Source organism: Porphyromonas vaginalis (assembly GCF_958301595.1).
Taxonomy (GTDB): domain Bacteria; phylum Bacteroidota; class Bacteroidia; order Bacteroidales; family Porphyromonadaceae; genus Porphyromonas; species Porphyromonas vaginalis.
Map to the genome: position 1 here is coordinate 1,254,350 of NZ_CATQJU010000001.1, position 15,342 is coordinate 1,269,691.

At 52.9% G+C, this 15,342-nt stretch carries 11 protein-coding genes; all 11 read right to left on the reverse strand.

Annotated elements, in window-relative coordinates; all coding sequences use genetic code 11:
* Positions 1–5 precede the first annotated feature (5 nt).
* Entirely contained in the window at positions 6–1,436 is a 1,431-nt protein-coding gene (locus Q2J34_RS05005; protein WP_300969439.1) for a DUF4270 domain-containing protein, read from the reverse strand.
* 650 nt (positions 1,437–2,086) lie between these two features.
* Complete coding sequence (locus tag Q2J34_RS05010) at positions 2,087–3,121, reverse strand: DUF4857 domain-containing protein (protein ID WP_300969440.1); 1,035 nt, start codon at positions 3,119–3,121, stop codon at positions 2,087–2,089.
* A gap of 9 nt (positions 3,122–3,130) precedes the next feature.
* Positions 3,131–3,802, reverse strand: a complete 672-nt coding sequence (locus Q2J34_RS05015) for a hypothetical protein (protein ID WP_300969441.1) — start codon at positions 3,800–3,802, stop codon at positions 3,131–3,133.
* Positions 3,803–3,812: 10 nt separating this feature from the next.
* On the reverse strand, positions 3,813–4,697 hold the full coding sequence (locus Q2J34_RS05020) for an ABC transporter ATP-binding protein (protein ID WP_300969442.1): 885 nt from the start codon (positions 4,695–4,697) through the stop codon (positions 3,813–3,815).
* 36 nt (positions 4,698–4,733) lie between these two features.
* Positions 4,734–5,315 (reverse strand): PepSY-associated TM helix domain-containing protein, encoded by a 582-nt coding sequence (locus tag Q2J34_RS05025; RefSeq protein WP_300969443.1) that lies wholly within the window; start codon positions 5,313–5,315, stop codon positions 4,734–4,736.
* Between the two features lie 24 nt (positions 5,316–5,339).
* The gene (locus tag Q2J34_RS05030; protein ID WP_300969444.1) at positions 5,340–5,927 is read right to left on the reverse strand and encodes a hypothetical protein; all 588 of its coding nucleotides are present in this window, start codon (positions 5,925–5,927) and stop codon (positions 5,340–5,342) included.
* A gap of 121 nt (positions 5,928–6,048) precedes the next feature.
* Complete coding sequence (locus tag Q2J34_RS05035; RefSeq protein ID WP_300969445.1) at positions 6,049–8,469, reverse strand: hypothetical protein; 2,421 nt, start codon at positions 8,467–8,469, stop codon at positions 6,049–6,051.
* A gap of 31 nt (positions 8,470–8,500) precedes the next feature.
* Positions 8,501–10,030, reverse strand: coding sequence for a DUF6850 family outer membrane beta-barrel protein (locus tag Q2J34_RS05040; RefSeq protein WP_300969446.1), 1,530 nt, complete (start codon positions 10,028–10,030; stop codon positions 8,501–8,503).
* Between the two features lie 80 nt (positions 10,031–10,110).
* Complete coding sequence (locus Q2J34_RS05045) at positions 10,111–11,427, reverse strand: DUF4876 domain-containing protein (RefSeq protein ID WP_298889779.1); 1,317 nt, start codon at positions 11,425–11,427, stop codon at positions 10,111–10,113.
* Positions 11,428–11,449: 22 nt separating this feature from the next.
* Positions 11,450–14,257, reverse strand: coding sequence for a TonB-dependent receptor (locus Q2J34_RS05050; protein ID WP_298889781.1), 2,808 nt, complete (start codon positions 14,255–14,257; stop codon positions 11,450–11,452).
* A gap of 653 nt (positions 14,258–14,910) precedes the next feature.
* Positions 14,911–15,342, reverse strand: coding sequence for a large-conductance mechanosensitive channel protein MscL (gene mscL / locus Q2J34_RS05055; protein ID WP_300969447.1), 432 nt, complete (start codon positions 15,340–15,342; stop codon positions 14,911–14,913).

Consider the following 15,342-nt stretch of genomic DNA (forward strand, 5'->3'; position numbering starts at 1 on the left):
TTGGTCTATCGTCTATTGTAAAAGCCAGTCCCGATGACTCCCAGCTTGAAGCCCTTGTCACCCCACTTGAGCTGTACGGCTGAGGGGTAGAGCAGGTTGGTGATAGCAACAGTCTGTCCAGCCGATCCAGATGTCGATGCTAGCTCTGTGGCTACGGGGATCAGGAGTAGATCTAAGTCTCTTGTCACACGATGATTGCCACTCGCATCGGTCTCCATATTGCCGCGCATGTGCGCCTCAATGAGGTGGCTGATATTGCTAAAGGTGTAGTTGCGCTCCAAGACGCTGTAACGACCAGAGACAAAGGATGTAGAGGCAACCAAGGGGTCGGTGATGCTCCGGGCAAAGAAGTTTGCCACACTATCCTGCGGTATGAGGAGTAGCTGAGGAGGTGGGTTGAAGTGCGTGTCTACGTTGGGGACATCTACCGTTATCTGTAGCTTGCCTTCATTCATGACCCATCCGAAGTCCTCTTTATCTTTGCTCATCGCCTCATACTGATGGAGTAAGCGGCTCAGCTCCTCCTTCGAGCAGGAGAGCTTCGTCACCACTCCCGCGGGTGACTTGATATAGCTCCGGCCATCAGACGACGGTTGTAGCAGCTCCTCTAGATGTGTGTGCTTGAGACTGTTCAGAGCGTAGAGGCTCTTGTTACTGCTAAAGATCTCCCATGCTGGCTTGTAGACGGTGGAGTCTGCGCCCTTGGAGGTCTTTTGTGTCGTCTCAAAGGTGTAGAAGATGCGGAGAGCCGTCGAGTAAACCGAGAGAATATGCCCAGTGCCCGTCGTCGAGGTGACGTAGAGACCACGGAGTAGATTGGACTCAAAAGCCTCTTGCGAGGCAAACCACTCGGGGTGCTCACGCGAAGCCTTTAGAAAACGCTCTCCCAGCTCATTGGGTACTCGTATCTTTAGCCCTTTGAAACCCGCCGTATCGGAGGGTTGGTAAGTCAGCTCACCGAGTAGCTTAGCCCCTCGTGTGTAGGGCGTCAGATCGTCGACCGAGTAGCGACTCTTAGGCAGTGGCTGTGTGATCTCATAGACCTGTGCCTTGCCCCATGTGGTGGTGTCGCCTACGGCACTTAGGTAGGAGAGCTCGATCATAACCGAGTCGATGCGATCCTTGATAGGCTTCTGAGTGAAGGTGAAGCCCGGCGCGCACTGCAGCCGACAGATATAGCTCGCCTCAAAGTCTCCAAAGATGGGATCTGAGATCTGCCCCAGTAACGAGATAGCACTACGACTATATATAGAGTCCAGTCGTATAGTCTTCGTTGTAAAGGTTAGTGAGTCTCCACGAGCTGTCACGAGGTCTCGCTCAGGTCGCAGACTCCCCCCGAGGGTGGAGTAGTTATCGTTGCAAGAGGTCAGTCCTAAGGCGCATAAGATGCAGATCAGGAGTGGTATCTGGAGGGTTTTTAGTAAAGTCCGATTCATAGATTCAGTCTAAGTGTCGGGTGCTGTGCTGGCAGTCTCGGTAGATGAGCTAGAGGCCTCTCGACAGCACCTAACATGTGATCTAGCTCCAAAGGTAAGGAAAAAAACGATTTGACCGCATATTCCTACCATTCGCCACAGGGCTGACACATGATCTACAATGAGCTCATCGACCTCTCTACTTCTCGCTTGTCACTAATGTGTAGCTCCTGACAGAGCGATTATGATGCATCATCCGTGACTGGTCAAATTCAATGCTGGCTTGTTACAATAATTTAGACCCGACTACATATCCAAACGGCGCGATGTCGGGGAAAAGTGATTTCCACGTGGAGATTTTGAAATATCCACGTGGGAAATAAAAAATTCTTCGGAGGAATGAAATGAAACTTCGGAGGAATGAAATGAAACTTCGGAAGAAATAATTCGCCCCCATGTGGAAAATAAAAAATATCCACGTGGAGATTTGAGATTCCCCACGTGGATATTCGAGAAAGGAGGGAAGCGGACGAATTTCCCTGTAAAGATATGTTATTAGAGATTAGAGGTTAGAAGTTAGAGATTAGAGGGGAGAGGGCAGGGCTGACGCGTTATATTATAATGACCTCATCTATGCCTCCCTCCTGAAGGGGGCAGAAGGGGCCTCGCGGTTAGTCTAGTCGAGGCTTGACCCAGCCATCTAGGCGCGAGGTGAAGTGTAGCCCCGGCATAGCCCGCTCAGGGTGATCTACTTGTAGCGAGCTCAGTAGCGTGTAGCTCGTAGCGTCTAGCGCATAGTAGCTTGTGGCATCGGCGGTAGAGACCTTGAGGGTGTAGCTGTCTAGGTCGTTGCCGATGATGGTGAGATCCTCACGGAGTGGGTCCCACGAGGGGATCTCGAGGCGACAGGGGCGATAGCCCTCACGCTCGATCAGATAGAGCTGATGGTCTCGGGTAGAGACGAGACCGATATGCCGACGACTAGGTAGCTCCCAGACGAAGGCCTCGGCAGCCTCTACGCCTTCGGGCAGGTCAATAGCCCGCAGGTAGGGCTTGCCCGCCATCTGCTTGAGGTGAAAGAGCTTACCCTGCTGATCAATGAGGAGGTAACCGTTGTCATACTCCTTTTGCGCAGTTGCATTGCCAGCCACCCGCTGAGCGGGGAAGGCGAAGCCTTTCTCCTGAAAGAGCTTCGTGTAGTTAGCACTCTTCGCCTTGTCTAGCTGATTGCTCTGCATATCTACAAATTCGATCGCTTGGTCGGTGATGCGAAAGAGATCCTCGGGCATCTCCAGCTTGACTCTCCGTGAGGCACTCTCCAGGAGGGGGTAGAGCGCCACGGCTGGTGCGGAGAGGGTGCGCGGCGAGCAGCGGAAGGTGACAGCACCCCGCTGTATAAGCTGTGGGGTCACCGCCTCTCCATAGAGCGTGTCGGGGAGGCGACCATCGGTCAGGAGCTGACGGTAGTAGAAGGTGGGGAGTAGGCTGTCGACCTCCTCTCGACTATACTGCACGCCCTTACCGCTACGGTAGGTTATCGCCCCCTCATCATGACCTGTGACGATGAAGTCGCCTAGTAGCTGACTGTAGATGGTGAATGGCTCACGGCTTGCATCGGCTCGGAGGTAGTTGTACCACCAGGGTATCTGCCAGGCGATGAGTAGTGCTACGGTGATGTATAGGAGTATTGTGGCTATGCGCTTCATAATAGTTGTTTAGTCTTGTCTCCCCTTTTTGAAGCGACTCACGGAGAGCCACACGAGTGTCGAGGAGAGGATGGTGTAGATAAGTAGCGTGGGCAGGAAGGGGGCGTAAGCTCCTGCCGTGGGTGAGATAAAGCAGAGACGCATCAAGAGTACAGCGACTAGGGTGTAGAGGATGCGTCTGCGCCAAGTGGGCTCTAGGAGTATCCAACTCATCAGGAGGTAGCCGAGGAAGCCTGCCAAGATCCAGGGCAATGTGGCGGAGAGGACGTAGGTGAGGAGTTCGTAAGCTAAGAGCCCTTGCAGTCCGATGAAGAGGACACCTATATATAATAAGGTATGCCATAGCAGTAGTGTCACCCCGCAGGCGAGCATCTGGTAGGTCGAGCGGAGCGGTGACTGAGGCAGGTGCAGGGTGAGCTTGAGGCTACGACGAGAGAGCTCTGGCGCAAACTGAGCGATGGCGCAGAGCAAGCCTAAGATGAGGGGTACGTAGCGCATACTCTCTACGAAGACTACTCCTTTCTGTATCATCACGAGCCAAATATGGTCAGCGCCTTGTAGGGCGATGGCTCGATGTATGCGTATCACGCCGTAGAGCGGTACGGCTAGTGCGACGAGTGTCGATAGCAGTGCGTATAGTCGGAGCTTGAGCCACTCCTTATATATTATAGAGGCAAACATATAGATAGCATTAATACTTACCGGTGAGTCCTATGAAGGCATCCTCGAGCGTCGTCTCGTGTGCTGTGAGATCTTGGTAGGAGACGCCAGCCTGAGTGAGTCGCTCGGCGACCTCTGGCAGTGGAAGGAATGAGTAGCACTCCCCACGTCTGTGGTGCGCCTCAAAGTGGTACAGCCCATCGATCTCAGGGAGAGGACGGTCATCTGTGAGGGTGCATCTGTAGAGTCGCCCCTCGTTTAGTATCTCAGCGACTGGTCGCTGCAGGAGTATAGAGCCGTAGTCCATGATGATGCAGTCATCGATCAGTCGCTCCATATCCTGGATGATGTGGGATGTGAGGAAGATCGTGGTCCCCTGCTCCTTGGCATAGTGATGCAGGTAGTCTACAAAAAGCCTTCGATAGCCTGGGTCTAGCCCCATCGAGAAGTCGTCGAGGATGAGGACTTTGGGGTTTTGCGCTAGGAGCAGTCCGAGCGCGACCTGTGAGCGTTGACCACAAGACATACGACTGAGGTGCTGTCTCTCGGTGACCTTGAGTAGCTCCATGAGCTCGTAGTAAGCCTCTCTGCGCCACTTGGGGTAAAAGGGTGCGTAAAAGCGTTCTATCTGCCGTATAGTCATAAAGCTATACTGGACGTGCCCCTCGATGAGCAGCCCGATATCCTGTCTGAGCCGGTCGGGCATACGGGTTATGTCTTCGCCTAGGATGCGACAGACACCCGACTTGGGGCGGAGGAAGCCACTGAGGATGTTGATTGTTGTGGTCTTGCCGGTACCGTTTTTACCAAGCAGACCGAGGATGCGACCACGAGGCACGGCAAAGGAAAGATCACGGTAGATCAGTCGCTTGCCGTAGTAGTGAGTCAAGTTTTGACACTCGATTAAGTTGTCCATGTTAGTTAAGTGGTATAAGGGGGCTACCGCCTACATTTATAGGAAGAGGAAGAGTAGTGGCACCGCCAGCCCGATCAAGAGAAGGATGCCTCCACGACCTATGAGTCCGCGTCTCCCCGGAACGATGAGTAGTCCCGTGAGGGTGATGAGGATAAGACCGATGGCTAGCACATCAGCGACGATCGTCCACCAGCGCCCTGGGTTGTAGTGCAGTTGTGTCATAGAGCTGATGAGCGGGCGTCGCTCGATCGACTCGTAGACGGCTACCCCCGTTGAGGTGTCGAGGAGTAGGGTGGCACGTCCCTTGAGGAAGACTTTGAGCGTGTGGTCGTCAGGGTAGTAGTGCTTGGTATAGCTACCCGACAGGTCTATCTTGTCTAGGAGCTTACGGACGGCAGATGCGTCAAGGCGTCCAGCAGCTTGCAGCTCTTCTAGCGGGATCTGATACTCCCGCTGAGTGATGATGTAGTGTGGATTGATCGAGTCTCGGTGGTTCATGTAGAGACCCGATAGGGCATAGATGAATATAAGTGCAGCAAGTAGGTAGGAGAGGTCGCGGTGTAGTAATCTACTCCAGCGACGCACGCTCCTACCTACTTCCTTAAAGGTTACTCTCATAGAGATCTTACAGCTTCAGATGGGTTACTGCTGCTCTATCTGATAGCTTGTAGCATCGAGGTGGTAGAAGGAGAGGTATGCCTTGCCCTCCTGAGCTTCGCGCTCAGCGATCTGCTTGCGAAAGTCTGCGATACGAGCCTCGGGTGTGTCGGCTGTTTCGCCACGAGCCTTCTTTTCATTGGCGCAGCCTGCCTTGCCCTCGCCATGCTCTTTGGCGGCTTGAGCTTTGAGCTGCTCCTCCCAGTTTTGCAGATAAGCCTCGTCGATACGATCCTCGACAAGCTGTCCTGTGATGGTGACTATACTGTTGATACACTCCTGGGCAAAGGCGCCCATCTCCTCACTAGCCTCAGCGCGGATCACCTTAGTGTCGTCACTGCCCATGAGGAAGGCTTTCTTAGCACCATGCTTGCAGAGGTGGGTGCAGATGCCCTGCACGGTAACCGTCTGGCCGACGAGACTATCGGCAGAGGCGAGGAGGGCGTCCACCTCCATATAGGTCGGAGCCTCCGTCTCTGTGGTTGCTGTCTGATCTTGCTTTTGCTTATTGCACCCGATGAGTGCTAAGGAAAGCAGTGCTGTGAGGAGCACGAGAGATAGTTTCTTGTTCATACTGTGTTGATGTGATAACTGTGTTTTGAGATAATAGGGCGTGAAGTGCGAGCTTCACAGATTTGCTTATAAAAGAGGATAGTCCCTCTCCTCTACATAGAGAGAAGAGGGACGAAACGGATTAGATAGCGGGGATGTAGACACGATAGGCCTCGCGATCTGTCTGGATGAAGTAGATACCAGCAGGTAGTGAGAGCTCCATGTCACCAGAGAGTAGTTGCTGTGCAACCATTTCACCAGCTGACGTGTAGATAGCTACTGGACGTGCCTCATCGCTATGTACGTAGAGCGTACCAGCTACGGTAGCGATAGAGAGCTTGGCTGCTGCAACCTCCTCAACAGCTGTATTGCTCTGACCAGATAGTGTGACAATCGTCTTGACATCGCCAGAGGTTAGGACGAGCTGAGCTGTAGCCTTGGCATTAGCTGCGATAGTCTTGTCAGGCGTGTAGGTGACCTTGAGGGTAGCAGGCTCATTGGAGACGGCGATCTCGCTCTTGTCCACAGAGTAGTACTTAGCACCTTCACCCTCGATCGTACAGGTGATAGCGCTCATGAGGTTCTTCTGAGTGACGGTCAGATCGACAGACTTATGCTCACCGACAGGTATCATCGTGAAGTCGATCTCGCTCTGAGATACCTTGATGTACTGCTCTGTCTCAGTCATTGCGTAGAGGTAGACCTCGTAGCTAGCTCCACCAGAGGTGAGGGTGAGCTTGCCGATACGCTCTTCGGGCGTCTTGGTGACAGCTGTCTTGAACTGTATCTCGAGAGCTCCACCCGTAGCGGGTAGCTCCTTGAGCTGTGCCGTAAAGCCTTCGCCAGAGCATGTCACCTGGATCGGATCTTTAAGGTCTGACGCTAGGACTTGTAGAGTACCCTTGCCCTCTGATAGGTGGAGAGCCTTGCAGCTAGCAGAGACTGAGGGGAAGGGGAGCTTGTGGGCAACAAAGAGGCTAAACCAGCCCTTGTAAGTCATCTCTTTATAGCCCTCGGTCGTAAGGAGCTTAGCACTGTCGCGACAACGCGCAGCTGCTACATAGCTATTGGCGACTATATCGCCACCGAATGGAACCATAGCCTTACTTACCATCGGGTAGTCTTGTATAGAGCCCTCTGAGAGGTTGAGGTCTAGTACACGATAGTAGGTCTGCGCACCTAGAGCATAGGCATGCAAGATGACACGATCTCCCTGCGTAGAGATAGCCGTACAGTTGGAGATTCCCTTCTCTGGGAGGAGTGTATGCCACTCCGCATTGGGCTTGCCCGTAGCTTTGTCTATTGCTAGAGCATAGCCTCTGTGTCCCTTGACTTTTTGCTCGAGGATCACATTCCCCTCGGCATCAACGAGAGCTCCGGCACAGCGGCCTGCGATATAGACCTTGTCCTTGCCGACAGCTATGCCATCGACAAAAGCTACAGCCTTGACATCAATCTGAGAGATCCACGAGACCTTTAGATCTGTGTCTAGGCAGAGGGTGACAAGGCTCTCCTTATCGCTAGGGATGAGTTGCTTGCCATCGATGGTGATAGGGGTCTTCGCTTTACTTCCTGTGAAGCGTCCAGCCGCATAGAGCTTGCCGTCTTGATACTTGATGACCGTTAGCATAGAGCGCCCGATGGGGTCTCCCTGCTCGGTGAGATACTTGAGAAGGTTACCTTTGTTGTCAAACTTGAGGATGAAGAAGTCTCCAATCTGTTTCTGTGAGTCACCATTCCACCCGACATTGTTCTTCGCCTTGATGGTTGTCTCGCCGATGGTTATGGCCGTGCGGACGGCTCCACAGACATAGACGTTGCCCTCGGGATCTACAGCCGTGCCCTTGAAGTCGCAGCCCGTAGGGGTCCCGTAGCTATAGCGAGTTGCATCGGGCATAGGGGTGTGGTCTACGTCAAAAGCCTTGTGATACTCGATCTGTCCCGCAGCACTAACCTTGACAAGGAGTGGCATGATCTTGCGACGCGTAGCTCCGGCAGAGGCATCGTCGCCAGCTCCGACAAATAGAGACTTTATCTCTATATCGTAAGGAGTGCCGTCAGCCTGCACCAGGCGTAGCGTGTCTGTATTGCTCTTAGACTTAGCCTGAGCATCGCGTGCCATCAAGATGGTCACAAAGCCTCCGTCGGGAGTAGCCGTGATACAGTTGACATTGTTTGCTATTTCTCCGCGGCTGTTGTATATGTGCCAGAGTAGCTTGCCCTCAGGAGTCAGTTTGTAGATAGTGAGGGCGGAGTTGCCGTTGCTAGCCGTTCCGTCATCGCCATAGGAGATCGCCTTGTCAGCATCGCTGGATGCATCGAAGTTGAAGACTGAGCTAGCGTCCGTGCGCTCCTTACTGTGGAAGACATTGCTCGCAAAGAGATTGCCGTCCATTGAGGCGACCACTTGCTGAGGTGTCTGCTGACGCTCTACGCTATTGGATACAAGTCGATACCAGAGGAAGTTCTTTGCAACACCCTCGTCTGGGGTCTGAGCTATCGTCACACTCGCCGTACAGAAGAGCGTGAGGAGTATAAGTAATACTGGTAGTTGTTTTCGCATACTGAAGATATTTGATTGTTTGGATTTACTATTAGAATGAGATGCCACAGCGTATGGCTCCGTAGTTGCTACCGCACAGACTCGTCTGCGTATGGAGGTAGTCTAGTGATAGCCACAGCGCATAGCTACTGCTGAGCTGATAGCCGTGAGTCATAGAGAGCCCGTAGGTCATCTGCGTGGAACTAGCTATCTGGAAGGCTCGCTCCAGTGTCTCAGCATAAGTAGGTATAGGCTGATGCTGAGGTGCTAACTGTAGCGAAGGGTGTCCCGTCTGTGCCCATACACTATAAGTAGGTGTCAGAGAGACAAAGTACTGCCCACGATAAAAGCTAACATACGGAGCCAATGTCCCTCCTAGATGGTAGAAGAGCCGCTCTGCTTGAGGTAGCAAGTCCTCCTCATGTAGTCGATAGCCGAGCGAGGTGGATATACCCCACGACCAAGGCGTGCGAGGAGTGTCCTGACTATCCCAAAAGCCTTTGGCGCCAAACTCTAAGGTCTGGCCATAGTATGACCGCTCCGTGGCTATGCGTGGGTAGATATTTCCCTTAGGATCACCGAAGAGGTGGACAGCACCTCGACGTATGTCGTCCTGTGTGTAGAGTGCTACGCCCCAACGCCCCAGTCGTGCTGAGCGAGCGGTGTACCCCGCCTGCAGATCTATCGTGTGACTGGAGAGTGTCGAGAGGGGCAGGTTGTTGAGCTCTCGTATGATACGGTCGGTAGTCAGCAGATGCCACGCAGCCAAAGCATAGAAGCCTTGACGCGCCTCACTAGTAGGGGTTAGCCCGAGCGAGATGCCATAAGAGAGCCCTTGATAGAAGAGCGACGTATTGCCTCCTCTAAAGCGATAGTAGTCTCCCCCGATGCCCGTAAAGTGATATTCACTAGCCACTCCGAGCTCACTCAAGAAGCCTACCTGATTGTTTTGCTTGTAGCGACCTAGCGTACCTGCTAGGGCTAGCGCATAGTCGGCCAGTTGATAGCCGATGCCGATCTGCCCCTCCAGGTGTGTAGCCAGATTGCGAGGGCGAGGGTCTTGCGTGCGGTAGGCAAAGGTGGCGCGATAGTCAGCCGTCAGGGAGAGGAGCCAATTGCCAAGGCGATGCACCGTACCTGCCCCAAAGGTGTAGAGATCTTGGTGCAGACGCGCCGTATGCGCTGTGTCTCCCATGACGTAGGGCGCGAGGAGGGGGTAGTCTGTCGTCTCGTTGAAGCGTATCCCCTCCGTAGCACGATAAGTGTAGGAGGCAGCACCCCAAGCGAAGTTGTTGCGCTGACGCAAAGCACTCTCGATATGCACCGATCCATCTAGATCCTGCTTGCCCAGCTGCGGGATCATCGCCTCGCTCCTATCTAGACGCACAGCTCCGCCCAGCGAGAGGTCTGTGCGAGAGCCCCGCTCTGAGAAGAAGTAGAGCGGTGACACTACTGGCGATACCGATAGATCGTAGCCAGGTCGCCCCTGCTCTAGGAGCGACCCAGCCACCGTGAGGGTGTCAGCAGGTCGTGAGATCATCTCTGGCTCTTGCTGCTGTCCATAAAGCGAGCCCGTGAGCACAGCTAGGAGACAGAGTAAGAGCGCAAGAGATCTACTAAGACAAACAGAAGAATGATGCACCATAATCTAGCGAAGAGACCTTACTGCTCAATAGGCACGACACCATCATAGGTCTTAGTCGTGCAGGGTGTACCCTTAGCATTGATCGCAGTACCTTGCTCCTCAATGAGAGAGGCCGTGACCAACGGGTTGAAGTCCTCGAACGAGTTATTAGTGTCCTGTAGGATCATCCGTCCCTCGGCATCCTTGCCTAGGTACTTACGTCGTACGCTGTGGAAGTAGCGATCTTCCTGTCCGTCTACTGTGCCACAGTTTGTATAGCCAGCGTCTATCGTCTCAGGTAGGACCGTCCACTGATGCACCGCCTCGACACTACAATTGACACCATCTATGATCCAGTCATTGGGTAGCTTGTAGCACGAGCCTGACATATCATAGCTATTCCCATTGTGTGTCAAGACATAGGTGTAGTCATACTTGTAGTCCTTGAGGTACTTCTCTTTAGTGATCGGCATACGAGCTATAGCGTACGATGCAAAGCCTCTATTGAATAGGATGAAAAAGGACTTCGTGTAGCAGTACCACTTATCGAGGTTAGGCACTGTGGGACTATCAAAGTCTTGGTGTGTGGGTACACTAGACTCGTCATACCACTCAAAATCTGCCTTAGAGAGGTCGAAAGCATTTGGGTTATTTACCTTGTGATCGATGCCTATGTCACAGAGTATCAGCCGCTCGCCAGGCTTCACGGGGTGCTCCTTACCACTACCCGGGATGACATAGACGGCCTGTACCGCCATGGCTTCTTGGCGTATGTCTGGCTTGTAGTCAAACTTGCGTGCGGAGTTAAATCCACTCTCACAGAAGGCGACCCCGTCTGCATAAAGGACTTTGTCTGTTCCATTGTAGAGAACCACATAGCTGGTCCCATGATACTGCTTGCCTGCAGGGGTTAGCGTGCCCGTAAAGAATATCTCCTGAATGACAAAGTCCTGAACAGTAGGTACTATGCGTAGCTCTAAGCGTAGCTTGAGAGGATCGGTCGTTTGGTCGGTTACCTCCATATTCTCAATCTGTGCGACCAGTCGTCCCTCCATTGAGCTCCCTTTGAGCTTATAGTGGCAGTTTGTTGTGTAGTTTAGGTTGTACAGTCCAGGAGCGAGCTTGATACCCTCCAGAGTCTTATACTCCACGTCTTGACCCGTGGTGATGTTGCGTATCGTGAGGAGCTCATCTTGTATGGTCAAGTCCGTGACATCCTCAGGCAGTGTGCGCTCGAAGAGGCAAGCGATGGTCTTTTGCTCCTTGGGATTGTCTGGTGTGACTGGGTCTGGACGACAGGCGGTCACAGTGACCAGCAGGGCTGGTAAGAGTAGTATGTAAAGTAATCGTTTCATAGAGATCTATTTGTTGGGTTGATTATATTTTGATGCGTAGCTCCATGCCAAAGTAAGGCGTGGCAGTACGTCTGAGTGTAGCCGTCCCCACCTTGTAGTCGGGCAGGTAGTCTAAGACATTGTTGGCAAAGAGAGATAGTGTGAAGAGCTTGCCCAGCTGCTTGGATACTTTTAGATTGATCCCAAGCGCTAGAGGTATGCGACTCGGCTTAAAGAGCGTATCGCTATAGCGTATCACGAGATGCTGCAGATAGGTGTCTCGCTCTGACTCGGCTGTGTAGGGGTGCATCTTGCCGTCGTGCACATCTAGGTAAGCTATCGGACGACCATCTTGGGGGAGGCGGCGACGAGAGACCAGCCAAGTACTCTCTACGGCAGTCGTCAGGATAAGTCCCCACTGCGGGATCTGCGTGTCGAGGAGCAGGTTGGTCGAGAGCGACTGATTTTCCGATCCATCCTGCCAGTTGTAGAGCCCTAAGTATTGATCCGATAGGATTACATTTCCGTAGACTCCAGAGACGGCATAGAAGAGCGGTACGCTATTCGAGTAGGTAGAGCGAAACCATGCGCCCCCTAGGATCAGACTCGTATTGATCACTGGGATGCGCTCCGTCATAAGTTGAAACTCTACACCCTCCTTGCGGATCTTACTGCCATTCTCAGGGCGACTCGTCGACTCGATACGCGCAGCGGGAGTGTAGGGGATGGTAGAGATGTCGGGCTGTCCCGTCAGCTGGGTATAGTCGATCGCCGAGGCGTCATACTTATTATAAGCATAGACCTGTGCTGTGGAGCGGTATCTAAAGCCTGTGGTCATCAACTCGCGAAAGTAACTCACGGAGACTTTGTTACGTCCCCACTCGGCCGAGAGACGTAGATCTAGCTTCTGATTGCGCGTAGCACGTAGCTTATAGTTTGTCGCATCCTCTATGTAAGTACGGACGTAGTATAGGCTACGCTCATAGGGCGCATTGATGTCGTAGTAAGCCAGTTGCGTCATATCTATGTAGCGCAGGTCAGGGTATAGATAGTTGAGCGTAGGCATACGAGTCGTCAACCCCCAGCCCGCATCAAGCGATAGCTTGAGGTCTCGTGACCACAGCTCCCAGGCGGGCAAGCTCCAGCGTAGGTTGACACGAGGATCTAGGTAAGGCTTATAGCTCAGCGTGTACTGTGGTGCTAAGCCTAAGAGCATGGAGAGACGCACGCCCGCCTCTATCTGGAGCGTATGCGCTCCGAGAGGTTGCTTGTATAGGTCCTCCGCATAGAGTGCTAGCTGCTGCAAGGCGGGGATCTGGTAGTAGGGTCGTGGACGACTGTCCCACGCTTTGGGGAAGAGTGGATAGGAGAGGTCGTATACCTGTCCGCGACCGAAGTTTTTGGACAGCTCATAGTTAAAGCCTCCCTTCAACTTATGCGAAGCTTTTCCCCACTCTATATTATATAGTGTCTGCCCCTTGGCAAAAAGCGTCAGTGGCTTACCATCGCTCACATAGTCTGCTACATACTCCCCGCCGATCAGTCTAGCCTCGTGCTCGCCAGCCTGGTCGCCCGTAGGGGTTATAGACATGCGGTCTGGAGCTACGAGACGACGCTGATGTAGGTAGTCAAACTGCTGTGTTGCCGAGAGTGTTAGCTCTACTCGCTGCAAGCCAGCCTTGCGACCTGACGGGGCGTATGTATAGCGCGAAGTGAGTCCTATGCGGTTGTAGTCTGTACGATACTCGTCAGTGCGTCCGTAGGAGAGGTCGGGGTCTACCTTATTCTTGTCAAAGGTACCCGTATAGTCTCCGCTTACCTCCCATCTATGCGCCTGGTCACTACTCGTGCCGTGATAGCGTAGTGACCCTGTCAGTCGTCTATAAGTCTCAAAGGGGACACGTGGGTCCGGCTTGGCATCTAGATAGCTCACATCCCCATTGAGGATGTGGCGCTGGGAGGGTGTGAGGGCAAAGCCTTTCTCCACAGAGACCAACTTACTGTAACCATCTACCTTAAAGCGACTCTGCACAGGCGAGGCTTGTCGCTTACGATGCACCAGCACCACACCTGAGGTGATATTGCCATACTCTACGGAGGGGACACCACGGATGAACTCGACCCGCTCTATATTGTCCGTCTGTAGCGTGCGCATATCCACACCACGATTCACATTGACCTTGCCAGCACCGAGGAGCGAGCCCGACGGCGAGGCCGTGTACTGCATATCCGCATCCGTATTGAGCGGAGCTCCATCTACCATAAAGAGGGTACCCAGCGAACTGATGGCGTAGTCTTGGTTGTTCGTCTTATTGCCCTGCATATTGATAGTGCCTGTCTCACGAAGCAAGAGGTTATTGACCCCACTCATATTAGGTACACTACTCTTGCCACCAGGTAGGAGTGCCGTCAGGTCGGAGAAGCTGCTAGGCTGCAGATGATCTATAGCTGCCCGCTCGATCGTCGAGGAGCTGGTCAGCTGTCGTCCCTCCTGCGCTGTCACGACCACCTCGCCCAGTATCTGCTCCAGCTTAAAGGGGATGCGCAGGTATTGGTCTCGCTGCAAGGTGATCGTCTGCTCCTTGCGCAGCCCTGCGTAGCGCACCTGTAGGCGGTATCGCCCCGCTAGTACAGACTGAAAGGCAAAGCGTCCGTCATCATCCGTATAGGTCACAACATCTTTATGACCCTCGGCAGAGAGAGCCACTAGAGCGTAGGCTATCGGCTCGCTAGTAGTCGCATCGTACACCATCCCGGTGAAGGTATGACGGGCACCCTGAGCATATAGACTCCAGGAGAGCAACGAAAAGAGTATGTAGGATAGAAGAACTCTATGGATAGACCTACTCATAGGAGAAGCATAAAAACCTCTGCAAAGGTACGGCGGCTTCGCCCCCGAGGAAATAACTATTAGTAGGTATTTTGACCCCTTCCACTCATTGATATTGGGTAGGAGCTGTGAGCAAGGAGTCAAGTCTAGCCTTGCCCCTAGTTGAGCAAACTCAACACCGGGTTGTTACAATAATTTAGATCCGACTACATGTCGATACGGAGTTGTATCGGGGAAAAGTGATTTCCACGTGGATATTTCGAAATTCCCACGTGGAGAATAAAAAATTCTTCGGAGGAATGAAATGAAACTTCGGAGGAATGAAATGAAACTTCGGAAGAAATGAATCACGCCCACGTGGAAAATAAAAAATATCCACGTGGAGATTTGAGATTCCCCACGTGGATGTTCGAGAAAGGAGGGTGTCGGACGAATTTCCCCGTAAAGATATGTAAATAGAGATTAGAGGTTAGAGGTTAGAAGTTAGAGGTTAGAGAGCGGAGCCTCGGGATTGACGGGAAGCTGGCTGGTGGGTCGGGACAGGTTTTTGGCGGGAACGTGCGATATCCATGTTGTGATTCCTCCGAAGTGACAAGAGACAAAAAAGCACCGCCTGCGTAGGAGTGACCTTCGCGGGCGGTGCTTTAGTTATGTAGCCTACAGATCGAGGTGGCTTACTGCTTCTTGTCGAGCAGGTTGCGGATCTCGGTCAGCAGTTTGACCTCGTCAGAGGGCTCGGGAGCGGGCTCGGGAGCTGCTGGCTCCTCATGCTTTTTCCTCAGACTATTGATCGCACGGATCATCATGAAGATGACAAGTGCGATGATGAGGAAGTCGACGACGTTCTGAATGAAGAGACCATAGTTGAGCGTCGTGGCTGCAACGATCTCCTCGCCAGCAGCATTGAACTCAGCAGGCTTGATGACCCACTTTAGGTCGGTGAAGTTGATCCCTCCCGTAAAGAGTCCGACGATAGGCATCAGGATATCATCAACGAGCGAGGAGACAATCTTGCCAAAGGCACCACCGATGATGATACCGACGGCCATGTCCATGACGTTGCCACGGAGGGCAAACTCCTTAAATTCTTGCTTAAAACTAGCCAT

Bases quoted from the DNA above. Each gene is read 5' to 3' on its own strand.
- Q2J34_RS05035 (WP_300969445.1), bottom strand. From the start codon at position 8,469: ATGCGAAAACAACTACCAGTATTACTTATACTCCTCACGCTCTTCTGT.
- Q2J34_RS05010 (WP_300969440.1), bottom strand. From the start codon at position 3,121: ATGAAGCGCATAGCCACAATACTCCTATACATCACCGTAGCACTACTC.
- Q2J34_RS05050 (WP_298889781.1), bottom strand. From the start codon at position 14,257: ATGAGTAGGTCTATCCATAGAGTTCTTCTATCCTACATACTCTTTTCG.
- mscL (WP_300969447.1), bottom strand. From the start codon at position 15,342: ATGGCTAGTTTTAAGCAAGAATTTAAGGAGTTTGCCCTCCGTGGCAAC.
- Q2J34_RS05045 (WP_298889779.1), bottom strand. From the start codon at position 11,427: ATGAAACGATTACTTTACATACTACTCTTACCAGCCCTGCTGGTCACT.
- Q2J34_RS05025 (WP_300969443.1), bottom strand. From the start codon at position 5,315: ATGAGAGTAACCTTTAAGGAAGTAGGTAGGAGCGTGCGTCGCTGGAGT.
- Q2J34_RS05020 (WP_300969442.1), bottom strand. From the start codon at position 4,697: ATGGACAACTTAATCGAGTGTCAAAACTTGACTCACTACTACGGCAAG.
- Q2J34_RS05015 (WP_300969441.1), bottom strand. From the start codon at position 3,802: ATGTTTGCCTCTATAATATATAAGGAGTGGCTCAAGCTCCGACTATAC.
- Q2J34_RS05030 (WP_300969444.1), bottom strand. From the start codon at position 5,927: ATGAACAAGAAACTATCTCTCGTGCTCCTCACAGCACTGCTTTCCTTA.
- Q2J34_RS05005 (WP_300969439.1), bottom strand. From the start codon at position 1,436: ATGAATCGGACTTTACTAAAAACCCTCCAGATACCACTCCTGATCTGC.